Source organism: Actinocorallia sp. API 0066 (assembly GCF_020991275.1).
Lineage (GTDB): Bacteria > Actinomycetota > Actinomycetes > Streptosporangiales > Streptosporangiaceae > Actinocorallia.
Map to the genome: position 1 here is coordinate 21116 of NZ_JAJLQY010000008.1, position 23122 is coordinate 44237.

The following is a 23122-nucleotide window of genomic DNA, read 5'->3' on the forward strand; positions in this document are numbered from 1 at the left end:
CACACCGTTGAGCACCTCTACATCGGGGGCGTGTGGCACCGGCCGTCGAACGGGCGCGCGCTGCCCGTGGTGCGGCCGTCCGACGAGGAGACGATCGGGAGCGTCCCCGTCGCCGACGGCAGGTCGGCGCTGATGGAGCGCCTCGCCGACGAACTGGAGGCGACGTACGCGGAGCGGGCCGCGCTCACCACCGTGCGGAACGGGATGCCGATCGCCCGCTGGACCCGGAGACGGAGATCGGCCCCCAGGTCAGCCCGGCCTGACACCCCGCTGGACGAACGAACGGCGAGGGCCTGACCCGTTCTGGGGGCAGGCCCTGGTGTGGCGGGGTGGTCGGGGGTGGGTCAGCGGGTGTGGGTGGAGCGGCGGAGGGCGGTGAGGCGGGGGCGGCGGCCCGGGGTGAAGAGGGAGAAGAAGGTCTGGGGGGTGCCGTCGGGGAGGACGGCGCGGCTGGTGGAGGGCAGGTGGCCGGACAGGCGGTAGGGGGAGCCGCCGGGGTGGGTGTGGCCTTCGGGGCAGGTGTGGGTGAGGTGGTAGCGGCCGGAGACGGAGCGGCGGGTGACGAGGGCCGTCACCCGGCGCAGGAGCGACGGGCGGCGCCAGGCGCCGGCGATCGTCCAGGCCGTCTCGGGGTAGGTGTCGCCGCAGTCGGGGCATTCCCAGTGAATCGTCATGGTCAGTGGGCCTTCGTGGGGATCAGCAGGTGTGCCCGCGCGTGCGCGAGCGCTTCTTCGGTCGAGGGGAAGACGAGGCCGTCACGGCGCAGCCGGTCGACGACGCCGAGCGGGGCCAGCACCCGTTCGTGCGCGGATTGCAGCCCGGCGAACAGCACGGTCGTCCCGTCGGCCTCAAGACGGGTCACCGCCTCGCCGAGCACCCCGGCGCCGGTCGCGTCCACCGTGGTGAGGTGCGACATGCGCAGGATCACCACCCGGGCGTCGGTGATCTGGGTGAGCTCGCGCGAGAGCCGGTCGGCGGCGCCGAAGAACAGCGGGCCGTGCAGCCGGTAGGTCACGATGTGGTCGGGGGTCTGCGCGAGTTCGTCGTGCGGCGTGCCGGGCTCCGGGTGCGCCTCCCGGTGCAGCCGCGCCGACCGGGCGACCGCGCGCAGCGCGAGCGCCCCGGCGATGACCATGCCGAGCACGACCGCCTTGACCAGGTCGAGCGCGAGCGTCGCGGCGGCCGTGAGCAGCAGCACCGCCGCGTCGCCCCGGGTGGTGCGGGCGAGCGCCAGCAGCGCGGTGACCTCGACCATCCGCACCGCCGTCGCCAGCAGCACCCCGGCGAGCGCGGCGAGCGGGATCTTGCCGACGAGCGGCGCGGCGGCGAACACGATGAGCGCCAGGATCAGCGCGTGTGACAGCGCGGCCAGCCGGGACGCGGCGCCGCTGCGCACGTTCACCGCGGTCCGCGCGATCGCCGCCGTCGCGGGGACGCCGCCGAACAGCGGGGTGACGAGGTTGGCGACGCCCTGCCCGAACAGTTCGCGGTCGGGGTCGTGCCGGGGCCCGGAGCCCATGCCGTCCGCGACCGTCGCCGACAGCAGGCTCTCCAGCGCGGCGAGCGCCGCGACGGCGAGCGCGGCGGGCAGCAGCGCGCCCCACGCGGACGCCGTGAGGAACTCCGCGGACGGCGCGGGCAGCGTCGAGGGCAGCGCGCCGATCCGCGTCACGGGGGAGTGCGCCACCTCCGCCCACACCGTCGCGAGCAGCACCGCCGGGAGCGAGAACGGGATCGACGGCCGCCACCGCGCGCCGAGCAGCATGGCCGCCGCGACGGCGAGCGCGAGCCCGATCGACGCCCACTCCGGATGCCGCGCGAACTCCGCGACGGCCTCGGCGGCGACCGCGACGACGTTCTCGCCCTCCGGCGTCGGCACGCCGAGCGCGGCGGGCACCTGCTGGAGCGCGATGACGGCGGCGATGCCCGCGGTGAACCCCTCGACCACCGGTGTCGGGACGTACCGGACGTACCGCCCCGCACGGCACACCGCGAGCAGGAGCAGGATGATCCCGGCGAGGAACCCGACGGCGAGCACCCCGGACGGCCCGAACCGGTGCACGACGGGCACGAGCACAACCGTCATCGCGCCCGTCGGGCCGGACACCTGGAGCCGGGAGCCGCCGAACACCGCGGCGAGCGCGCCCGCGACGATCGCGGTGACCAGGCCCGCCGCCGCGCCCATCCCGGAGGTGACGCCGAAGCCCAGCGCGAGCGGCAGCGCGACGATCGCGACGGTGATCCCGGCGAGGAGGTCGCGGCGCGGCTGGCGCGTCGCCTCCTTCAGGTCCTCGCGGACGGGCAGGAGGGAGCGGACGGAGGCGGCGAGCCTCCGGACTGCCTTCGGCATCAGCGCTGCTCGGCTTCCTGGAGTTCGGCGAGCAGCCTCTCCTGGCCGATGATCAGCTCGGTGAGGATGCGGCGGGCGGCCTTCATCAGATCGGACACGTCCGGCCCGGCCAGCTCGTACACGACGGTCGAGCCGTCCCTGGTGGCCCGGACGATCCCCTGGCGGCGCAGCACGGCGAGCTGCTGCGACAGGTTGGACGCCTCGATGTCGATCTGCGCCAGCAGGTCGCGGACGGGGGTCGGCCCCTCGCAGAGCAGTTCGAGCACCCTGATCCGCACCGGATGCCCGAGCATCCGGAAGAACTCGGCCTTTGCCTGGTACAGCGGAACCGGCACCTCGCGCCCCATCCTCACCGCCGCGCCTCGCCCGACGATAGAAACCTCACCCCTGTGTCCCGCCCGACGATAGATTGACTTGAAGAATTCTTCAACTCGTCCATCACCCGCGCCGCAACAAAGTGACGAGACTCTCACGAGCCCCGTCGGGCGGAGCCGGGGCCGCGCTCGGCGGCCCCGGCCTCGGTGGGTCAGGAGATCCCGGCGGGCTCGCGGGGGGCGGGCGCGGCCTCGGCGGCGGGGGCCGGGTGCAGCCTGGCGCCCTCGACGTCCAGGTCGGGCAGGATCCGGTCGACGGCCTTGGGCAGCCACCAGGCGGAGCGGCCCAGCAGGGACATGACGGCCGGGACGAGCGTCATCCGGACGATGAACGCGTCGACGAACACCCCGACGGCCAGCGCGAACCCGATCGACTTGATGATCGGGTCGTCCATGAACACGAACCCGCCGAACACGGTGATCATGATGAGCGCGGCCGCCGTCACCACGCGGGCGTTGTGGCCGAGCCCGTTGACGGTGGCCTGCTGGGCGGTGTCGCCGTGCACGAAGTCCTCGCGCATCCGGGACACGAGGAACACCTCGTAGTCCATGGCGAGGCCGAACAGCAGCCCGATGAGCAGGATCGGCAGGAAGCTGACGAGCGGCCCCGGTGTGTCCACCCCGATGAGGTCGGCGAAGTGCCCCTGCTGGAACACCGCCACGGTGAGGCCGAACGTCGCGCCGACCGTCAGCAGGAAGCCCGCCGCCGCCTTGATCGGCACGAGGATCGAGCGGAAGACGAGCATCAGGAGCAGCACGGAGAGGCCGACGACCAGGAGCAGGTAGACGGGCAGGGCGTCGGCGAGCTTGGCGGACACGTCGATGCCGAGGGCTGTCACGCCGGTCAACGCGACATCACCGAGCGTGATGGATGCGACCCCGGCGCGGATCGCCCGGACGGTGTCCTCGGTCTTGACGTCGGTGGGCCCGGTCGTGGGGATCACACCGAGGACGGCGGCGGTGCCCGTCGCGTTGGTCTGCGGCGGCGTCACCGCGAGGACGCCGTCGGTCCGTTCGATGATCGCCTGGGCCTGCCGGGCGGCGGCCTCGGTGGAGCGCCTGTCGTCACCCGTCACGACCGCGATGAGGCGTCCGTTGAAGCCGGGCCCGAAGCCCTCGCTGGTGAGGTCGTAAGCCTGGCGGCCGGGGGTGGACTCGGCCTGGGCGCCCGCGTCGGGGATCGCCAGGCGCATGTCCTGGAGCGGCAGCGCCAGCGCGCCGAGGCCGAGCACGGCGGCGAGCAGCACGGGCACCCGGAGGCGGGTGACGCCGCGGCCCCAGCGGAACCCGAACGCCTCCCTGGCCGGGGCGTCCTTCTTCGTCCGCTGCCCGCGCGAGAGGACGCGCTCGCCGACGAACCCGAGCACGGCGGGCAGCAGGGTGAGCGCCACGACGACCGCGACGGCGACGGTTCCGGCGGCGGCCAGGCCCATCGCGGTGAGGAACGGGATGCCGACCACGGACAGGCCCGTGAGGGCGATCACGACGGTCGCCCCGGCGAACACCACGGCCGACCCGGCGGTGCCGACGGCCCGTCCGGCGGCCTCGGGCCCGGCCAGGCCCTCGACGAGCAGTTGGCGGTACCGGGAGGTGATGAACAGCGAGTAGTCGATGCCGACGGCAAGGCCGAGCATCAGCGCGAGGATCGGCGCGGTGTCCGTCAGGTCCACCACGCTCGTCAGCGCGAACAGCCCTGACATGCCGACCGCGACGCCGACGAGCGCGTTCACCAGGGTCATCCCGGCCGCGACGAGCGACCCGAAGGTCACCACGAGGACGACCGCGGCGATGGCGATCCCGATGATCTCGGAGGAGCCCATCTCCAGCGGCGTGACCACCGCCTCGCCGCCGTGCTCGACCCGCAGGCCCGGCGCGTCCGCGCCGATCCCGGTGAACGCCGCGCGCTGGGCGTCGGTGATCTCGTGCGCCTCGTTCTCGAACTGCACCTGGACGAGCGCGTACCTCGCGTCCTCGGAGACCGCGCCCGTCGCGAACGGGTCGGCCGCCGAGACGACGCCGGGGACGGCCGCCGCGTCGTCGAGCACCGGCTTGAGCCGCGCGGGCGTCAGCGGCCGTTCCGTCTCGGACGCCACCACGACGGTGCCCGTCGCGCCCGCCGCCTGTGGGAAGTCGCGTTCCAGGGCCGTCATCGCGCGCTGCGACTCGGTGCCCGGCATTGTCAGTTCACCGCTCGTGGGGCCGCTGAAGGCCACCGCCGCGCCGCCGATCAGGGCGAGGAGCAGCAGCCAGACGGCGACCACCGCCCGTCGTCGCTGAAAGGACCACCGGCCGAGCCGGTAGAGGAGAGTCGCCACCCCGAAGACACCTTCCATGAGGGTTCGTGTCTGACCAAACGCCCCCATCGTAATTGTCCGATCGGTCAGCGCTGACCGATCGGACAAGCGCCGTGGTGTGGGCTTTCCCACGGTGAGGCTTTACGCCGCTCATACGCCCGTTGCGCAGAGTGGCTTTCTGGCGGGCGGTGATCGCGGAGCGTGGGCTTTGGGGCCATCATTTGCCGACAGATGTTGGTTTTCCGACAGTCGTCGGGAACGGTACCGTGGAGGGGTGACCGACCGCCCCGCCGCACCGTCCCCCGCCGCCCCGGCGCGGGGGAACCGCCGCACGCAGCGCACCCGCGCGCGCCTGCGGGAGGCGCTGCTCGACCTCGTCGCCGAACGCGGCCTCGGCCAGCTCGCCGTGTCCGACGTCACCAAGCGCGCCGACGTCAACCGCTCGACGTTCTACGAGCACTACACCGACGTGCACGACCTGGCGGCGGCCGCGTGCGCGCCGATGTGCGACGCGATCGTCGCGGCCGCCCCGGTGGTGCCGCCCGGCCCGGCGCCGTCCCGCGAGCCGCTCGGCCGGAACGCGCTCACCGCGCTGTTCACCCGGGTCGCCGAGCACGCCGACCTCTACCGGGCGCTGCTCGGCCCCGAGGGCAGCGCCCGCGTGATCGACACGGTGCGGCACCGCCTCGCCGCCGCCCTCCAGCACGGCCTCACCGGCGCCGACCCCGGCGCCGCGCCGCCCGACCCGCGCGCCGCCGCCCTCGCGGGCGCCCTCCTCGGCACCGCCGCCGACTGGCTGGCCCGCCCCCACCCCGAACCCGCCGCGACCCTCAGCGCCGCCCTCTGGCCCCAACTCGACGCCGTCGCCACCGCCCTGAACCCCACCCCGGCCTGCGACGGCACCCCGGACCCGGCGTCCGACGCCGCCGCGCCGCCGCCCGTCCGGGCCACCCCGACCCGCAACGGCCTCCCGGCGTCCGACGCCGCCGCGCCCCTGCCCGCCCAGGCCGCCTCGGTCTTCGACGGCCTCCCGGCGCCCGGTACCGCCGGGCCGCCGCCCGTCCGGGCCGCCTCGGGCTTCGACGGCGTCGCGGATCCGGCGTCCGGCGCTCCGGGGGTCCCCGGCGGCTTCGCTGATCCGGTCTCGGGCCTGATCGCGGACGGGGAGGGCGGCTCAGGGCGTGGGTCGTTCGGGATGCTGTGCGGGTTCGGGCGGCACTCGGCGGCGCGGGGGAGCGGGGAGGGCACCGCCGTGGAGGCCGTCGCCGCGGGGCGGGGGCACGCGCCGCTGCACGGGCAGCTGCTGGAGGCGGCGCTCGTGCTGTTCGTGGAGCGCGGCTACCGGGGGACGTCGTTGCAGGAGATCGCCAGCGCGGCGGGCTGCTCCAAGGCGTCGGTGCTGTACCACTTCTCGGACAAGAAGGCGATCCTGCGGGAGCTGCTGACGCCCGCGATCCAGGGCGTCGTGGAGCTGAACGGGCGGCTGCACGCGGTGCCCGACGACAGGGTGGCGCGGGTCGCGGTCGAGGGGTTCGTGGAGATCGCGCTCCGGTACCGCCGCGAGGTCGCGCTGCTCCTGTCGGACGTGCCCGAGGTCAGCGAGATCCTCGTCGGCCCGGTGGACCTCGCCGCCGTCCTGCTCGACGCGATGGCGGGCCGTTCCCGCGCGCCGGAAGCCGAGCTGCGGGCCTGGACGGCTCTTGGCTGCGTCGTCATGGGCTCGGCGGGCAGCACCGACCTGATCCTCCCGTTCGAGGAGATGCGCGCCCACCTCGTCCAGGCGACCCTGCGCGTCCTGGCCCTCCCGGACGGCTGAGCCGGGGCGTCAGGCGGCCCGGTCGGCGGAGGAGGGCAGCGACCGGACGAACGCGCCCATCTCGGTGAGCGACAGCAGGCCCTCGCGGCAGAAGTCGGCGAAGATCTGGAACACGTGCGGCTGCCGGTCCCAGACGACGAGGGTGACCGGCACCCCCGCCGCGTCCAGCCGCTCGGCCATGAGTTCGGCGTCCAGGCGCAGCACCTCGGTCGAGCCGCAGTGGATGAGCGTCGGCGGCAGCGCGGCGAGCTCCCCGTTGACGGGCGAGTGCGGCGGTTCGGGCGCGCCGCCCGCGAACAGCAGCGCGTTCAGCAGCGGCAGCCGGGCGCTCGGGATGTAGGAGTCGAGCCGGGCGTTGGCGTGCGCGAGCTTGCCCGTGTGGTCGAGGTCGGTGAGCGGGGACAGCGCCACGAGGCCGCCGGGCGCGGGCAGCCCCTCCCGGACGGCCTGGAGCGGCGTCGCGAAGGTGAGGTAGCCGCCCGCCGAGTCCCCGGCCATGACGACCTGGTCGGCGGTGTACCCCTGGTCGAGCAGGTACCAGTAGGCCGCGACGCAGTCCGCGACGGTCGCGGGCAGCGTCACCGAGGGCGCCATCCGGTAGGCGACCGACAGCGCGGGCACCCCGGCCGCCGCCGACAGCCGCGCCACAAGACGCCGGTGGGTGCGCAGCCCGCCCAGCACAAAGCCGCCGCCGTGGAAGTAGAGGATCACCCGCTCGCCGCGCTCCCGGGCCACGCCGGGGCCGTACACCCATTCCGCGCGGAACCCGTCGAACGGGACGGGCACCGTGACCGTCCGGCGCGGCGCGACGAGCACCCGCGACACGGCGTCGATCATCGGCGCGAACCGCAGCCCGCGCGGGGTGAGCGGCCCGAACCGCAGCAGCGGCCGCAGCCAGAACCGCAGCAGGAACACGAACATCCGCGCGGCCAGGCCGATGCCCCGCCGCTCCTCCACCGTGACCGCCACCCGGCACCTCCCACCAAGCAAGCACTCGCTTACCTCGCGCGAGGCTAAGCCGTCGAACCCGCCCCGTCAACCTTCCACCCCGGCCCATCAACGCCGGGCAAGGGGCCCTTGTGCCCTGGCTCACAGGGTGGTGGTTCGATAGCAAGGACGGATAGGCAGGACGAGCGGGAGGGGACGGCCGTGGGTGCCTACGCGGAGGCGTACCGGCGGAGCCTCGCGGACCCCGAGGGGTTCTGGGGCGAGGCGGCGGGGCTCGTCGACTGGACCACACCGCCCACGCGCGTCCTGGACGCCTCGGAGGCGCCTTTCCACCGGTGGTTTCCCGGCGGGGAACTGAACACCTGCGCGAACGCCCTGGACCGTCATGTGGAGGCGGGCCACGGCGACCGGACCGCGCTCATCTGGGACTCCGCCATGGTGCCCGCCAAACGCTCCCACACCTACCGCGAGCTGCGCGACGAGGTGGCGCGGGTGGCCGGGGCGCTGGCCTCCCTGGGCGTCCGGAAGGGCGACCGTGTCGTCGTCTACATGCCGATGGTCCCCGAGGCCGTCATGACGATGCTGGCGTGCGCCCGCCTCGGCGCGGTGCACTCGGTCGTCTTCGGCGGGTTCGCCCCCAAGGAACTCGCCGCGCGGATCGAGGACGCGGAGCCGAAGGTCGTCGTGGCGGCGTCGTGCGGGCTGGAGCCGAACCGGATCGTGGCCTACCAGCCGATCCTCCAAGAGGCGCTGAAGCTGAGCGGGCACCGTCCCGAACACGTCCTCATGCTCCAGCGCGACGCGCACCCGGCCGATCTCGGCCAGCCCGGCTACGTGGACTGGGCGGCCGTGGTGCCTTCCGCCGAGCCCGCCGAGCCGGTGCCGGTCGCCTCGTCCGACCCGCTGTACATCCTGTACACCTCCGGCACGACCGGTCGTCCCAAGGGGGTGCTGCGCACGGCGGGCGGGCACGCGGTGGCGCTCGCCTGGTCGATGGGCGCGGTGTACGACGTGGGCGCGGGCGACGTGTGGTGGACGGTCTCCGACGTCGGCTGGGTCGTCGGCCACAGCTACATCGTGTACGCGCCGCTGCTGGTCGGCGCGACGACCGTCGTCTACGAGGGCAAGCCGATCGGGACGCCGGACGCGGGCGCCTTCTGGCGGATCGTGGAGGAGTACGGGGTGAAGACGATCTTCACGGCGCCGACCGCGTTCCGCGCCATCAAGAAGGTGGACCCGAAGGCCGCGGAACTCGCCAAGTACGACGTCTCCTCCTTGACGGCGCTGTTCCTGGCGGGGGAGCGGCTCGACCCCGAGACGTACCAGTGGGCGTCGGACGTGCTGGGCGTGCCCGTCACCGACCACTGGTGGCAGACCGAGACGGGCTGGCCGATCGCGGCGAACCCGCGCGGGCTGGAGCCGATGCCGGTCAAGCCGGGGTCGGCGACGGTGCCGGTGCCCGGCTGGGACGTCAGGATCGTGGACGAGTCGGGCGCACCGGTCGAGCCGGGCCGTGAGGGAGAGATCGTCATTAGGCTGCCCCTCCCGCCCGGCGCCCTGGCGACCCTGTGGGGCGACGACAAAAGGTTCGTCGCCTCCTATCTGAGCCGTCACGAGGGCTTCTACCACACGGGCGACTCCGGCTATCTGGACGAGGACGGCTACCTCTTCGTCATGGGCCGCATCGACGACGTCATCAACGTCGCGGGCCACCGCCTGTCCACGGGTGCCATCGAGGCGGCGTTGGCGACCCATCCGGCGGTCGCCGAGTGCGCCGTCATCGGCGTGCCGGACGCGCTGAAGGGCCAGCTGCCGTACGGGCTCGTCGTCCTGAAGTCCGGTGTGGAGGTCGATAAGGAGGAGCTGCGGGCGGAGCTCGTCGCCGCCGTCCGCCGCGACGTGGGCGCCGTGGCCGCCTTCCGTGACGTCGCCGTCGTCCCGGCCCTGCCGAAGACCCGCTCCGGCAAGATCCTCCGCCGCACCATGCGCGGCATCGCCGCCGACCGGCCCGAACCCGTCCCGCCGACCATCGAGGACCCCGCCGTGCTGGACGCCCTCACCCCGCTCCTGCGCCGCCCCGCCGAGTAGCCGGGCTCACGGAAACGACGTGACCACCTCGACCGGCCCGTGCAACCGCGCGTTGAGCTCCGCGACGTCCGTGGCCGGAATCCACAGCTCAAGGTGCTCCGCCCCGCCCGCCTGCCGCGTCGGATACCGCCGCGCGAAGGCCGTCTCCACCCGGAACCGGGTGACGAACCCTGAACCCGCGGACTCGACGTTCCACTCCCGCGCGATCGTCTCCGCGTACGCCGCGTTGAGCACCGGGTAGAAGATCGGCTGGTCCGGAAGCCGCGGCGGCCAGGCCCGCATGTCGGCGCCGCGCAGCAGGTCCAGCTCCGCGGGCCCCACCGGACGCCACAGCGTGGTGGTGCCGTCCGGGTGCTCCGTGCGGCCCCGGTGGAGTGCGGCGAGGAAGGCCCGGACGACGGGGTCGGCCGGGTCCGGGTCGTCGATCCGGTCGGCGAACACGGCGTGTAGGCGGGCGCGGCCGAGGGGCTCGCGGCGCAGCAGCCGCCAGGTCCACAGGTTCGGGTGCGGCAGGTCGGCGCACGCCTCGGCCGGGCTGAGCAGCGCGATCGCCTGATCGAGCCGCTCGGGCGTGAGCGGCACGGCGGCGGTGCCGGAGCGGTGCCCGGTGACGGCGGCGAGGGCCGCGGCGGACAGGACGCCCTCGCCGTCCAGGTTGACCCGCTGGACGGTCAGCTCGCCGTCGAGTTCGTGGACGACTCCGTGCGCGAGGGGGCGGCGCCAGCCGTCCAGGGACGCTTCGAGGCGGGCCCGCTCGGCCTGCACCCGCTCGGGGGTGGTCCATGGCTTGTTCATGGGTCAAGGGTGGCAGGAGGGGCGAGGCGGGGTGAACGGGTATTTCGGATAGTTCGGCCGGGGGGAAATGCGCGGCGCTGTTTTGTCGTTGGCGACTCTTAGACTGCGTCGGGTCCCGCCCCCCGAGCCGGTCCCCCGAACGACGAGAGAGGCTTCCCCCGACGTGCAGCAGACCATCGACCTCGACGTCGCCAAGACACCAGCCGCCGGTGATGGTGATGAGGTGATGCCCAGGCACGTCAGGATCGCCATCGGGCTGCCCCTTCTCGCGGCGTTCGTGATGATCCTCAACGAGACGGTCATGGGTGTGGCGCTGCCACGGCTCATGACCGAGTTCACCGTCACGGCGGCCACCGCGCAGTGGCTCACCACCGGCTACCTCCTCACCATGGCGGTGATCATCCCGACGACGGGGCTGATCCTGCAGCGGTTCAGCGCCCGCACCGTGTTCCTCACCGCCACGTCGCTGTTCGCGGCGGGCACCCTGCTGGCGGGCCTCGCCCCGGTGTTCGGCGTGCTGCTCGTCGCGCGGACGGTCCAGGCGTCGGGTACCGCGCTGATCCTTCCGCTGCTCATGACCACGATCATGACCCTGGTGCCCGCGTCCCGGCGCGGCCGCATGATGGGCATGGTGACGGTCGTCATCGCCGTCGCGCCCGCCGTCGGGCCGACGTTCTCCGGGCTGATCCTGTCGTCGCTGTCCTGGCGGTGGCTGTTCCTCGCGGTCCTTCCGATCGCGCTGCTGACCGTCGCGCTGGGCGTCGTCCTGGTGCGGAACACCGACGAGGAGCGGCGCGCGGCGCGGTTCGACGTGCCGTCGTTCCTGCTGTCGGCCGTCGCGTTCGGCGGGTTGATCTACGGGCTGAGCGGCATCGGCGAGTCGGCGGCCGGGCACGCCCCGGTCTCCCCGGCCGTCCCGTTGGTCGCGGGCGCGGTGGCGCTCGCCCTGTTCGCGCACCGGCAGACGCGCCTCCAGCGGCACGACGCCGCGCTGCTCGACCTGCGGCCCTTCGGCGGGCGTGACTTCGTCGTCGGCATCGTCATGCTGGTGTTCAGCATGGGCGCGCTGTTCGGGGCGCTGATCCTGCTGCCGATCCACCTGCAGAACGTCCGCGGCCTCACCACCCTGGAGACCGGTCTCCTGCTGCTGCCCGGCGGCCTCGCGATGGGTCTGATCGCGCCGCTCGTCGGACGGCTCGCCGACAGGTTCGGCCCGCGCCCGCTCGTGCTGCCCGGCATGCTCGCGATGGCTGTCGCGCTGGTCGGCATGGGCCTGCTCGAAGCGGACACCCCGCTCGTGTTCGCCGTGGTGACGCACGTGCTGGTGAGCCTCGGCCTCAGCCTCGCGATGACGCCGCTGATGGCGTCGGCGCTGGGCTCGGTCGAGCCCGCCCTGTACTCGCACGGCAGCGCCATCCTGAACACGCTCCAGCAGCTCGGTGGCGCGGCGGGCACCGCCCTGTTCATCACCATCATGACGGTCAGCTCCAAGGCCGACACGGAGGCGGGCGTCTCCCCGCTGCGGGCCCTGACCTCCGGCATCCAGGACGCCTTCCTGTGGGGCGCGGGCCTCGCCCTCGTCGCCGCCCTCCTCGCCACCCTCGTCCGCCGCCCACCCTCCGCCCCCGACGCCCCCGCCCTCCACTGACCCGGATCCCCTTCCGGTGGAAAGGGGCGCGCGCCCGTCCCCTGAGCGGGGCGGGCGCGCGGGAGGGAAGGGCTAGAGGGGGAGGCCGTAGTTGACGCAGGTGGGCTGGAAGGCGGGGTCGTCGGGGCCGAGGGCGTTGAGGACGTTCTGGAGGGCGGGGCCGTCGGCGAAGAGGCCGATGTGGCCGACGGGGTTGCCGGGGCACTGGTCCTGGAGGAGGACGTTGCGGACGGCGGGCCCGTTGAGGAAGGCGTTGGTGTAGGGCGTGACGACGCGGTCGTGGCGGGTCTGGATGACGGTGTAGCGGGGGCCGGGCACGGTGTCGCCGTCGCCGAACAGGTCGCGCTGGAAGGACGAGTCCACCTCCTGCTGGACGAGGGCTTTGGCACCGAGCAGCGTCAGCACGCTGTTCGCGAAGCCGAGCAGGTTGAGGTTCCGGCCGAGCGTGGTGAGCCCGCTGAGCGTGGTGCCGTGGTTGCTGGGCGCCAGCGCGACGAACGCGCGGACCTTCGGGGCGCCGCCGAGCCGCTTCAGGTAGTAGTGCGGCATCAGCCCGCCCTGCGAGTGCCCGACGAGGTCGACCTGCGTGGCCCCGGTGGCCTGCAGCACCTGGTCGGTGAACTGCCGCAGCTTGTCGGCGGACGCCCTGATGTCGCCGAGCCCGCCGACGCGGCCCGCCGACAGCACCGTCATGCCGTAGTTGAACGCGTAGACGCAGTACCCGGCGTTGGCGAGAGTGGGCGACAGGACCGCCCAGTTCGAGCCGAGGTTGACGAACGTCGCGTGCACGAGCACGACCGGCGTCGGGTGCTCGGGGGACGGCACGCAGTCCCAGTCGTTGGCGCCCGCGACCTTGCCGGGGCTGGTCAGGAAGTTCGACACCGCCGTCTGGAGGGTGCCGACGGGCAGGTCGCCCGTCGCCTGGGCGGGCGCCGCCACGACGCCGACGCCGAGCACGGCGGCGGTCACGGCGGACAGGATTCGGTGACGCATCGGGAGGTCTCCTCGCGGGTGGGGGGTGGGATGCCCGAGGAGCGGGCGCCGGACGTCCCCGGCGTGTGACGCCGTTCACGGGAGCTACCGGTGCCTTTATGATCCAGCGGAGTCAGGTGACCGCACGCTGGGAGATCAGCCAGAGTTTCCGGGGGTTCCGCTGTGACGGATCACAAAACCGACCGGGCGCGCCGGGCCGCGGCGCGCAGCGTCCTCGCGAACGTGTCCGGCCTCGCCGACACGGTCACGCGACGCCTCGTCGCGGAGCTGGCGGAGTACCGGAGGCTGCCCGCCGAGGAGATGGCGGGCGAGGTCCGCGCCGTCATCGAGCGGACGACCCGGGCGTTCGCCCGGGTGCTGGACACCGGCGAGCCGTTCCCGCTCGAGCACCGCGCGGTGCTGCGCGCGTCGGCGGCACGCCGCGCGGAGGAGGGCATCCCGATCGAGGCGGTCGTGAACGCCTACCACCTGGGCGCGCAGGCGTGCGTGGAGATGCTGGGCCCCGGCCTGGCCCCGGAGGAGCTGGCGGTCGCGTACGGGTTCCTGCTGGACACGCTGCGGGTGAGCGTCACCGAGGTGACGGCCGGATACCTGGAGGAGCGGCAGGCGCTCATCGGGGAGCGCGGCGACGCCCGGCAGCGGCTGCTGTCCGCGCTGCTGGACGGGGCCGACGCGCACACCGCGGCGAGCCTGTCGGGGGCGGACCTGCCGCCCGCCTACCTGGTGCTCGCGCTGTCCCTCGGCGCCCACGCGGACGAGCGCCGCGCCGACGTCGACGGGTCGGTCGCGGCCCGGCGCAAGATCCGCAGGGCGCGGGCGGAGCTGGAGCGCAGGCTGGGCGAGCAGGTGCTGGTCCGGTTGCACGCCGACCGGGGGCTGGTGCTGCTGCCGCGCGCCACGGCGGAGCTGGACGCCGGGTGGGCGACGGCGCTGGTCGAGGCGCTGAGCGGGACGGCGGGCGCGCCGGTCGTCGCGGGGGCGGTCCAGGCGGCGCCCGAGGGGGTGCCGGAGGCGGCCCGGCTGGCGGCGGAGCTGCGTGACGTGGCGCTCGCCTTCGATCGTCCGCCCGGCGCGTACACGCTTGACGACCTGCTCATCGAGTACCAGCTGACCCGTCCGGGGCCCGCCCGGGACAGGCTCGCCGCGCTCCTCGCCCCGATCGCGGACAAACCGGAGCTGCTGGACACGCTCGGCCTCTACCTGCGCACCGACCTGAACCGTCGCAAGGTCGCCGCCCGCTACCGCATCCACCCGAACACCGTGGACTACCGCATCCGCAGGGTCGCGGTCCTGACGGGCCTCGACCCGACCCGGCACCGTGACCGCATCACCCTGACGGCCGCTCTCGCCGCCCGTACCGTCTGACCGGCCTCCGGCGTCGCGGCCGTATCCGGCCATCGGGAATGCGCAGTAAACCAGTCGGGTTAGTCGGGTTATGACTCTTGGTGTGGTTCTCTCGGTGACCGGCACGGCGAACGCCGTCGACAGCGCTGTCGAGCGCGGAAGGAGGGCGGCCGAGGAGGGCATCGGCTCGGTGTGGCTGGCGCAGCGGTTCGACTACGACGCGGTGGCGCTGGCCGGGATCATCGGACGCGAGGTGCCGGGCCTGACCGTGGGCACGTCCGTCGTCCCGGTGTTCGGCAGGCACCCGCTGCTCGTCGGCGCGCAGGCGCAGACCGCGCAGGCCGCGACCGGCGGACGGTTCCAGCTCGGCCTGGGCCTGGGCGCCCGCGCGTTCGTGGAGCCGGTGTTCGGCACCCCGTTCGAGCGGCCCGCCGCCCGGCTGCGCGAGTTCCTCACCGCGCTGCGGGCGTTCCTCGCGGACGGCGAGGTCGAGTTCGAGGGCGAGCTGATCACGGCGTCCACCCCGATCCCGGGCAAGCTCGCCGGGGCGGAGCCGCCGGTGCCGGTGCTCGTCGCGGCGCTCGGCCCGCAGTCGCTGCGCGTCACCGGGGAGCTCGCGGACGGCACGCTGCCCTACCTGGCCGGGCCCAAGGCGCTCGCCGAGCACATCGTGCCCGGCCTGACCGCCGCCGCCGAGGCCGCCGGACGGCCGCGGCCGCGCGTGATCGCGGTGCTGCCCGCCGTCGTCACCGACAAGGTGGACGAGACCCGCGAGGAGGCCGCCCGGCAGACGGCCTTCTACGACCAGGTCCCCTCCTACCAGCGCGTCATCGCGTTGTCGGGGGCGGAGCGTGCGGTGGACCTCGTGGAGATCGGCGACGAGGAGGCGATCGCCGCCGCCGTCGCGAGGTACTTCGACGCGGGCGCGACGGAGGTCGTGTTCAGCCAGACCGACCTGGCGGGCCCGGAAGCGGCCGACCGTACCTGGAAGCTCATCGGCGAGCTGAACAAGCAGCGCTCCTGACGTCGACGCGCGGGCCCCGGCCTTACGGGGCCCGCGCACGGTCAGCCCTTGATGCGCTTCATGGTGAGATGTGAATCCACCCGGGAGACGGCCGGAAGCAGCATGATCTCCTGGCTCAGGAACCGCTCGTAAGCGACCTGATCGGCCACGGCGACCCTGATGTAGTAGTCGGGCCTGCCGAACATGCGCCGGAACTCCAGCACCGCGTCCAGCGCCGCGACGCGCGCCTCGAACTCCTCGACGGTCTGGAGGTTGTTCACCGCGATCTCCACCGACAGCACGACCTCCAGCGAACGGCCCAACGCCTCGGGGTTCACCTCGGCCCGGTAGCCGGTGATCACCCCCGCGTCCTCCAGGCGCTTCACCCGGCGCAGACACGGCGGCGGCGTCAGCCCGACCCGCCGGGCCAGCTCCACGTTCGACATCCGCCCGTCCTCGGCCAGGTGGAACAGAATTTCACGATCCACCTGATCGAGTTCTGGATAGTTGCGCACAGGGCCTCAATTCCATAATGGTATGAAACCATATTAGCGGCGTTTCGAACTATTATTGCGTTCATGAATGACGCACGGGTTCGCGGGGCTTTCGCCGCGGCGGCGGGGGACACCGCCTCGGTCGGGCTGAGCCTCTTCCCCCTCGGCGTGAGCCTGGGCGTCCTCGTGGTGCACACGGGGCTCGACTGGTGGTGGGCCACGGTCTTCGCCGCCGTCGTGTACGCCGGATCGCTGGAGTTCCTGCTGCTCGGCCTCGTCGCCGCCGCGACCCCGCTCGGCCAGATCGCGGTGACGGCGCTGCTGGTGAACTTCCGGCACCTGTTCTACGCGCTGTCGTTCCCGCTGCGGCAGGTCCGCCCGCTCGGCCGGGCCTACGCGACGTTCGCGCTCACCGACGAGGCGTACGCGATGACGGCGGGGGGCCGCGCCCGTGGCTGGAGCGGCGCCCGGATCCTGTGGATGCAGGCGCTCTGCCAGCTCTACTGGGTCGCGGGCGCGACGCTCGGCGCGCTCGCCGGGGGCCTCGTCCCGGCCGCCCTGCACGGCCTCGAGTTCGCGCTGACCGCCCTGTTCGTCGTGCTCACGCTCGACGCGTGGCGGGCCCGGCGCGACCCGCCCGTCCCGCTGCTGGCGGCGGCGAGCTTCGCCGTCGCCGCCGCGCTCACCCCGGGAACGCCGCTCCTCACCGCGATGGGCCTGTTCACCGCGGGCCTGCTCGCCCGGCACGCGCTGGCCCGGCGGAAGGCGGCCCGGCTCCTCGTGGTGCCCGAGGCGCTGGCGGTGCCCGTCCCGGCCGCCGCCGCGCCGGTGCCGGAGAGGTGCGCGTCCTGATGTCCGGCACCCTCTATCTCGTCTCCGCCGTGGCCGTCAGCGCGGGCATCACCTGGGGCCTGCGCGCGCTGCCCTTCGCCGTCCTGGCCCCGCTGCGCAGGTCGGCCGCCCTGCGCGCGCTGTCGCTGCAGATGCCGGTGGGCCTCATGCTGATCCTCGTCCTGTACACGCTGCGCGACGTCGACCCCGGCACCTGGCGCACGCTCGCGCCGACGGCCCTGGGGCTTGCCGCCGCCGTCCTCCTCCACCTGCGGACGCGCAACGCGGTCGTCAGCATCCTGGGCGCGACAGCCCTGCACGTCACCCTCGCGACCCTCTGGCAGACCTGACGCGCGCGGGGCCCCGGACATCGCGTTCAGGGCCCCGCGCGCGGTGTGGATCAGGTGGGGAGGTCGACGAGCCCGGCGAGGTGCGCGCGGTGCGCGCCGGGCGTGCCGAAGGCGATCTGGTCGGCCTTGGCGCGCTTCAGGTAGAGGTGGGCGGGGTGCTCCCACGTCATGCCGATACCGCCGTGCAGCTGGACCGCCTCCTCGGCGGCGTGCACCGCGAGCTCCCCGCAGTACGACTGGGCGACGGCCGCCGCCAGCTCCGCGTCGGGCGCGCCCTCGGCGAGCGCCACCGCCGCGTACCGGGCCGCCGCGCCGCCGGACTCCACCTCGGTGAACAGGTCGGCGAGCCGGTGCTTGAGCGCCTGGAAGCCGCCCACGACCCTCCCGAACTGCCTGCGCTCCTTCAGATAGGCGATCGTCGCCCGCAGGCACCACTGCGCCAGGCCCGCCTGCTCGGAGGCGAGCAGCGCCGCGCCCGTCAGCAGGGCCCGCCGGAGCGCCGCCTCGGCGTCGGCCACGACGACCTCCCCGGCCGCCCCGTCCAGGACGACGTCGGCGAGCTGCCGCGTCATGTCGAGGGACACGACGGGCGTGCGCGCCACCGCGTCGGCGCCGACCGCGTACAGCGCGACGGTCGCGCCGTCCCGGACGGGCACGAGCAGGACATCGGCCTCCAACGCCCCGGCGACACTCGTCGCCGTGCCGTGCAGCAGCCCGTCAGGACCACGCCGCACCGGCAGCGGCACCGGCGTGTACGGGGACGCCGACAGCGGCACCGCGAGAGCCGCCGTCTTCTCCCCGGCCGCCAGCTCCGCGAGCAGCGGCCCCACGGCGTCGGCCAGCGCCACGGTCGCGACGACGGCGCTGGTGAGGAACGGCACGGGCGCGGCGAACCGGCCCAGCTCCTCCAGCACGACCCCCGCCTCGCGGGCCGACGCGCCCGCGCCGCCGTGCTCCTCCGGCACGAGCAGCCCGGCCAGGCCCAGGTCGGCGGCGAGCGCCTTCCACAGCCCGGCCACCACGGCGCGGTCGCCGTCGTAGAGCGCGGCGACGGACGCCGGGTCGCACCGGTCGGTGAGCAGCGCCCGGACCGACGCCCGCAGGTCGTCCTCGACGTCGGTGAACAGCAGGTCGAGGTCGCTCACTTGTCGAGTTCCTTCCAGGGGATGTCCTTGTCCACGCGCGGCTCCGACGGAAGCCCGAGGACCCGCTCGGCGACGATGTTGCGGAGGATCTCCGACGTGCCGCCCTCGATCGAGTTGCCCTTGGCGCGCAGGTAGCGGTAGCCCGCGTCCCGGCCGGTGAACTCCACGCCGTCGGGGCGCACGAACGTCCAGTCCGAGTAGCGCAGGCCGTCCTCGCCCAGCAGCTCCACCTCAAGGCCGGACAGCCGCTGGTTGAGCCTGGCGAAGGTCAGCTTCATCGCCGAGCCCTCGGGGCCCGGCTGGCCCTGCTTGAGCTTCTGCCGCAGCCGCAGGCCGGTGATCCGCGCGACCTCCGCCTCGACCCACAGCGTGAGCAGTCGGTCGTGCAGCTCCGGCGTCCTGCGCTCGGGGTGCGCCCGCCAGGTGTCGGCGACGACACCGACCATGCCGCCCCCGCGCGGGACGCCGCCGCCGCTGCCGATCGCGACCCGCTCGTTGTTGAGCGTGGCGTTCGCGACCCGCCAGCCCTCGCCCTCCGCGCCGAGCCGGTGCGCGTCGGGCACCCGCACGTCGGTGAGGAAGACCTCGTTGAACTCGGCCTCGCCGGTGATCTGGCGCAGCGGCCTGACCTCGACGCCCGGGTCGGTCATGTCGCACAGGAAGTACGTGAGGCCCTGGTGCTTGGGGACGTCGGGGTTCGTCCGGGCGACCAGGATGCCCCACCGGGAGTTGTGCGCGCCCGACGTCCACACCTTCTGGCCGTTGACGACCCAGCCGTCGCCGTCGCGGACCGCGCGGGTGGCGATCGCCGCGAGGTCGGAGCCCGCGCCCGGCTCGCTGAACAGCTGGCACCAGATCTCCTCGCCCGTCCACAGGGGCCGCAGGAAGCGCCGCTTCTGCTCCTCGGTGCCGAACGCCAGGATCGTCGGGGCCGCCATGCCGAGGCCGATGCCGTTGGCGCGCACGTTGTTGCCGGGCGCGCCCGCGCGCGCGAACAGCCGGTCCACCTCGGGCTGGAGCTCCTGCGGCAGGCCGAGCCCGCCGTGGCCCTCGGGGTAGGACACCCAGGCGAGCCCGGCGTCGTAGCGGGCGCGCAGGAACGTCAGCGGCTCGGTCGTGGCGGGGTCGTGCTCTGCCAGGAAGGCGGTGACCCGCGCCCGCACGTCATCGCGTGCGGTCTCGGACATCACACGCCTCCGGTCAGGGTCAGGCCGCCGTCCACCACGAGGATCTGGCCCGTCAGCCACGCCGCGTCGGGGGAGAGCAGGAACGCGACGGCGCCGCCGATGTCGTCGGGCACACCGAGGCGCTTCAGCGGGTACGGCGCGGCGACCTCCTCCTCGCGTCCCTCGTACAGGGCCGTCGCGAACTTCGTCTTGACGACGGCAGGGGCGACCGCGTTCACGCGGATGTCAGGGCCCAGCTCCACCGCGAGCTCCTGGGTGATGTGCCCCAGCATCGCCTTGGTCGCGCCGTAGAAGCCGATGCCGGGCGCGGGCTTGATCCCCGCCACCGATGTGACGTTCACCACCGACCCGCCGTGCTCCCGCATCCACGCCTGGTACGCCTGCTGCACCCAGGAGATCGTCGCCAGGCAGTTCACCTCGAACGTCTTGCGGGCGGCGGCCAGGTCCAGGTCGATCATCGGACCGTAGGACGGGTTGATGCCCGTGTTGTTGACCAGGAGGTCCGCGCTCCCGAACGCCTCCACGGCCCGCCTGACGGTCTCCGCCTGGTGTTCGACGTCGTCGGCGTGGCCCGCGACGCCCAGCGCGTGCTCAGGGCCGCCGAGACCGGCCACCGCCTCGTCCAGCGCGTCCTTGTTGCGCGCGGTGATGACGACCTTCGCGCCCTCCGCCACCAGCCGCTCGGCGATGGCGAGGCCGATGCCGCGACTCGCCCCGGTGACGATCGCGGTGCGTCCTGTGAATCTCAAGGTCATGACTGCTCTTCCGTCGTGCGTCGCGGTCGCGGGGCGCGCAGCCGCCCCGACCCGAGGTTACTAAGCGCTCGCTTAGAATGGTGAGGCCAGGGTGCAGCAGTACGGTTTTCCCGTCAACCCCGACCCCGATCCTCGGAGAGGATGGACGCGATGCCCGACACCTCCGACCTTCCCCGCGCCGACGCCACCCGCGCCCGGCTCATGAAGGCGGCCGTCACCGCGTTCGCCGAGAAGGGGTTCCACGGCACCACGACCCGCGACATCGCCACCGCCGCCGGGATGAGCCCCGCCGCCCTCTACGTCCACCACAGGTCCAAGGAGGAGCTGCTCTACCTGATCTCCAGATCCGGCCACGAGTCCACGCTCCGGCTGGTCGAGGAGGCCATCGGCTCGTCCGACGACCCGGTGGCGGCGCTGCGGCGGGTCGTCCACGACTTCGCCGTCCACCACGCCCGCGACCACACCGGCGCGCGGATCGTCAACTACGAGCTCGCCGCGCTCAGCCCCGAACACCTCGCCGAGATCAGGACGATCCGGCGGCGCATCGAACGCGAGATCCGCGCGCTGGTCGAGCGGGGCGTCGCGGCGGGCGCCTTCCACGTGCCCAACGCCAAGATCGCCGCGGTCGCGGTGCTCTCCCTCGGCATCGACATCGCCCGCTGGTACCGGGGTACGGGGGAGTGGACGCCGGAGGACGTCGCCGAAGGGTACGTACAGATCGCCCTACGCATCGTCGGCGCCGCCTGACGCCTCAGGAGCTCGGGCGGCCTGGGCGAGCTGAGCTCCGCCGCTGGCGCCTGATGCCGGGCGGGACCACGATGGGCGCATGACAGTCACCATGCGAGTGCCGTCGCTCGCGGACGTCGCCGCCGCCGCGCGGGCGATCGCCCCGTACGCGCGCAGGACGCCGCTGCTCGAAGCCTCACTCGACGGGCGGCCGCTGCTGCTCAAGCTCGAACACCTCCAGCGCGGCGGCTCGTTCAAGCTGCGCGGGGCGCTCAACGCGATCCTCGCCGGGCCGCCCCCGGCGCACGTCGTCACCGCTTCGGGCGGCAACCACGGGCTCGGCGTCGCGACGGCCGCGTCCCTGCTCGGCGTCGCCGCTACGGTGTACGTGCCCGTCACCGTCCCGGAGGGCAAGGCGCGCAGGATCGAGGCGGCGGGCGCGCGGCTGGTACGGCACGGCTCCACCTACGCGGAGGCCGCTGCCGCCGCCGTGGAGGCCGCCGACCGTCCGGGGCGCCGCTACCTGCCCGCCTACGACGACGCGGACGTGATCGCGGGCCAGGGCACCCTCGCCGCCGAGATCGTCGCGGACGCCCCCGAGGTCGACGCCATCGTCGTCGCCGTCGGCGGAGGCGGACTGGTCGCGGGCACCGTCCTGGCCGCGGGCCCCCGCTCCACAGTCGCCGTAGAACCCCACGGCTGCCACTGCCTGGCCGCCGCCCTGGCCGCCGGCCACCCCGTCGACACCCCCATCGATTCCATCGCCGCCTCCGCCCTAGGCGCCACCCGCCTAGGCACCCTCCCCCACACCCTCCTCACCACCCCCAGAACCGAGCCCCACACCAAAACCGATCCCAGCACCAGCACCAGCACCGAGGCCAGAGCCGGAACCGGGACCGGGGCCGGGGCGGGAACCAGCATTGGCAGCGAGGCCAGCACTGGAACCGAGCCCAGCACCGGCACTGGCACCGGAACCAGCACCGGGACCGGGGCGGGAACCAGCACTGGCAGCGAGGCCAGCACTGGAACCGAGGCCAGAGCCCGAACCGAGGACCGCACCGGAATCGAGGCCAGAGTCGGAACCGATCTCAGCACCGGGACCGGAGCCAGGGCCGGAACCAGCACCGGCAGCGAGGCCAGCACCGGAACCGAGGCCAGAGCCCGAACCGCGGCGAGCACCGGAACCGGCACCAACATCAGCACCGAGGCCAGAGCCGGAATCGAACTCAGCACCGGAACCAGCACTGGATTCGAGGCCAGGGCCGGAACCAGCGCCGGCAGCGAGGCCAGCACCAGAACTAGCACCGGCACTGGGGCCGGAGCCGGAACCAGCGCTGGAATCGAGGCCAGGACCGGAACCGGCACCAGGGCCAGCACCAGGACTGGGGTCCAGGCCGTGGGCGGGACCCGGGTGCGCTCCGTGCTGGTCTCCGACACCGACCTCCTGACCGCCCGAGACCTCCTCTGGGAGCACTTCCGCATCGCTGCCGAACCCGCCGCCGCAGCCCCCCTCGCCGCCTGGCTCATCGGCGCCGTTCCCGACGCTCACCCCTGCCTGGTCATCTGCGGCGCCAACACCGACTGGATCCCCGCCTGACCTCCTGACAACGCCCAGATCCCAGATCTTGCCAACGCAAAGATCCCGGCCCGCCAACCTCGACCCCCAAATCCTGTCACCGTCAAGATCCCACATCTCCCCAACAGCAAGATCCCACCCACCCCACCCCACCCCACGAGCGCGAGGCACAGAACCGGCACTGATCCGCTCCACAAGGGCAGGCACGGGAGGCACCGATATACCTCGCGAGGACGGGACTCGGGTGGAGCAACGATCCGCTGCGTGGCGTGGCGTGGCGTGGCGTGGTGCTGCGCTGCGTGGCGCTGCCTGGCGCTGCGTGGCGCGGCGCGGCACGGGGTGGCGTGGCGTGGCGCGGGGTGGCGTGGTGCTGCGTGGCATGGCATGGCATGGCGTGGTGCTGCG

The 23122-nt window shown here is 73.6% G+C and carries 21 protein-coding genes; 10 read left to right on the forward strand and 11 right to left on the reverse strand.

Going from position 1 to position 23122, the window contains the following annotated elements:
• The first annotated feature begins 30 nt into the window (after window positions 1-30).
• The gene (locus tag LO762_RS20515; RefSeq protein WP_230617460.1) at window positions 31-297 is read left to right on the forward strand and encodes a hypothetical protein; all 267 of its coding nucleotides are present in this window, start codon (window positions 31-33) and stop codon (window positions 295-297) included.
• Window positions 298-344: 47 nt separating this feature from the next.
• Here LO762_RS20515 and LO762_RS20520 read toward each other — a convergent pair whose 3' ends face one another.
• The 4 genes from LO762_RS20520 to LO762_RS20535 form a co-directional block, all read right to left on the reverse strand.
• Window positions 345-674 carry a hypothetical protein gene (locus tag LO762_RS20520; RefSeq protein ID WP_230617462.1) on the reverse strand — a complete coding sequence of 110 codons (330 nt, stop codon included), beginning with the start codon at window positions 672-674 and terminating at the stop codon, window positions 345-347.
• A gap of 2 nt (window positions 675-676) precedes the next feature.
• Window positions 677-2350 (reverse strand): SulP family inorganic anion transporter, encoded by a 1674-nt coding sequence (locus LO762_RS20525; protein ID WP_230617464.1) that lies wholly within the window; start codon window positions 2348-2350, stop codon window positions 677-679.
• Window positions 2350-2685: a metalloregulator ArsR/SmtB family transcription factor gene (locus LO762_RS20530; RefSeq protein ID WP_230617466.1), complete on the reverse strand. Its 336-nt coding sequence runs from the start codon at window positions 2683-2685 to the stop codon at window positions 2350-2352. The genes LO762_RS20525 and LO762_RS20530 overlap by 1 nt, the downstream gene beginning before the upstream one ends.
• A gap of 191 nt (window positions 2686-2876) precedes the next feature.
• On the reverse strand, window positions 2877-5039 hold the full coding sequence (locus tag LO762_RS20535) for an MMPL family transporter (RefSeq protein ID WP_230617468.1): 2163 nt from the start codon (window positions 5037-5039) through the stop codon (window positions 2877-2879).
• A 253-nt stretch (window positions 5040-5292) separates the two neighbouring features.
• Here LO762_RS20535 and LO762_RS32675 point away from each other — a divergent pair, with 253 nt between their 5' ends.
• Entirely contained in the window at window positions 5293-6834 is a 1542-nt protein-coding gene (locus tag LO762_RS32675) for a TetR/AcrR family transcriptional regulator (protein ID WP_308104250.1), read from the forward strand.
• A gap of 9 nt (window positions 6835-6843) precedes the next feature.
• Here LO762_RS32675 and LO762_RS20550 read toward each other — a convergent pair whose 3' ends face one another.
• The gene (locus LO762_RS20550) at window positions 6844-7803 is read right to left on the reverse strand and encodes an alpha/beta hydrolase (protein WP_230617470.1); all 960 of its coding nucleotides are present in this window, start codon (window positions 7801-7803) and stop codon (window positions 6844-6846) included.
• A gap of 180 nt (window positions 7804-7983) precedes the next feature.
• Here LO762_RS20550 and LO762_RS20555 point away from each other — a divergent pair, with 180 nt between their 5' ends.
• The gene (locus LO762_RS20555) at window positions 7984-9870 is read left to right on the forward strand and encodes a propionyl-CoA synthetase (RefSeq protein WP_230617472.1); all 1887 of its coding nucleotides are present in this window, start codon (window positions 7984-7986) and stop codon (window positions 9868-9870) included.
• Window positions 9871-9876: 6 nt separating this feature from the next.
• Here LO762_RS20555 and LO762_RS33575 read toward each other — a convergent pair whose 3' ends face one another.
• The gene (locus LO762_RS33575) at window positions 9877-10665 is read right to left on the reverse strand and encodes a hypothetical protein (protein WP_308104252.1); all 789 of its coding nucleotides are present in this window, start codon (window positions 10663-10665) and stop codon (window positions 9877-9879) included.
• A gap of 163 nt (window positions 10666-10828) precedes the next feature.
• Here LO762_RS33575 and LO762_RS20565 point away from each other — a divergent pair, with 163 nt between their 5' ends.
• Window positions 10829-12313, forward strand: a complete 1485-nt coding sequence (locus LO762_RS20565; protein WP_230617474.1) for an MDR family MFS transporter — start codon at window positions 10829-10831, stop codon at window positions 12311-12313.
• A 72-nt stretch (window positions 12314-12385) separates the two neighbouring features.
• Here the strand turns inward: LO762_RS20565 and LO762_RS20570 are convergent, their stop codons facing one another.
• Window positions 12386-13306, reverse strand: coding sequence for a triacylglycerol lipase (locus LO762_RS20570; RefSeq protein WP_230617475.1), 921 nt, complete (start codon window positions 13304-13306; stop codon window positions 12386-12388).
• Window positions 13307-13468: 162 nt separating this feature from the next.
• Here LO762_RS20570 and LO762_RS20575 point away from each other — a divergent pair, with 162 nt between their 5' ends.
• Both LO762_RS20575 and LO762_RS20580 read left to right on the forward strand, forming a co-directional pair.
• On the forward strand, window positions 13469-14671 hold the full coding sequence (locus tag LO762_RS20575) for a CdaR family transcriptional regulator (RefSeq protein WP_230617476.1): 1203 nt from the start codon (window positions 13469-13471) through the stop codon (window positions 14669-14671).
• A gap of 82 nt (window positions 14672-14753) precedes the next feature.
• Window positions 14754-15674, forward strand: coding sequence for a TIGR03564 family F420-dependent LLM class oxidoreductase (locus LO762_RS20580; RefSeq protein WP_230617478.1), 921 nt, complete (start codon window positions 14754-14756; stop codon window positions 15672-15674).
• Window positions 15675-15715: 41 nt separating this feature from the next.
• On the opposite strand, the gene LO762_RS33130 is transcribed toward LO762_RS20580, so the two are convergent.
• Complete coding sequence (locus LO762_RS33130; RefSeq protein ID WP_374201583.1) at window positions 15716-16099, reverse strand: Lrp/AsnC family transcriptional regulator; 384 nt, start codon at window positions 16097-16099, stop codon at window positions 15716-15718.
• Between the two features lie 132 nt (window positions 16100-16231).
• On the opposite strand from LO762_RS33130, the gene LO762_RS20590 reads away from it, so the two are divergent.
• Window positions 16232-16999 carry an AzlC family ABC transporter permease gene (locus LO762_RS20590; protein WP_230617482.1) on the forward strand — a complete coding sequence of 256 codons (768 nt, stop codon included), beginning with the start codon at window positions 16232-16234 and terminating at the stop codon, window positions 16997-16999.
• The gene (locus LO762_RS20595; RefSeq protein WP_230617485.1) at window positions 16999-17328 is read left to right on the forward strand and encodes a branched-chain amino acid transporter permease; all 330 of its coding nucleotides are present in this window, start codon (window positions 16999-17001) and stop codon (window positions 17326-17328) included. Before LO762_RS20590 ends, LO762_RS20595 begins: the two co-directional genes overlap by 1 nt.
• 50 nt (window positions 17329-17378) lie before the next feature.
• On the opposite strand, the gene LO762_RS20600 is transcribed toward LO762_RS20595, so the two are convergent.
• From LO762_RS20600 to LO762_RS20610, 3 genes are read right to left on the reverse strand one after another with little or no spacing between them, the layout of a single operon-like run.
• On the reverse strand, window positions 17379-18473 hold the full coding sequence (locus LO762_RS20600; protein WP_230617486.1) for an acyl-CoA dehydrogenase family protein: 1095 nt from the start codon (window positions 18471-18473) through the stop codon (window positions 17379-17381).
• A complete protein-coding gene (locus tag LO762_RS20605; RefSeq protein WP_230617487.1) occupies window positions 18470-19660 on the reverse strand; it encodes an acyl-CoA dehydrogenase family protein in 1191 nt (396 codons plus the stop codon). Before LO762_RS20605 ends, LO762_RS20600 begins: the two co-directional genes overlap by 4 nt.
• Entirely contained in the window at window positions 19660-20415 is a 756-nt protein-coding gene (locus LO762_RS20610) for an SDR family oxidoreductase (protein ID WP_230617488.1), read from the reverse strand. The genes LO762_RS20605 and LO762_RS20610 overlap by 1 nt, the downstream gene beginning before the upstream one ends.
• Window positions 20416-20565: 150 nt before the next feature.
• On the opposite strand from LO762_RS20610, the gene LO762_RS20615 reads away from it, so the two are divergent.
• Window positions 20566-21162 (forward strand): TetR/AcrR family transcriptional regulator, encoded by a 597-nt coding sequence (locus LO762_RS20615; RefSeq protein WP_230617489.1) that lies wholly within the window; start codon window positions 20566-20568, stop codon window positions 21160-21162.
• Window positions 21163-21241: 79 nt separating this feature from the next.
• Window positions 21242-22738, forward strand: coding sequence for a pyridoxal-phosphate dependent enzyme (locus tag LO762_RS33955; protein WP_374201581.1), 1497 nt, complete (start codon window positions 21242-21244; stop codon window positions 22736-22738).
• Window positions 22739-23122 lie beyond the last annotated feature (384 nt).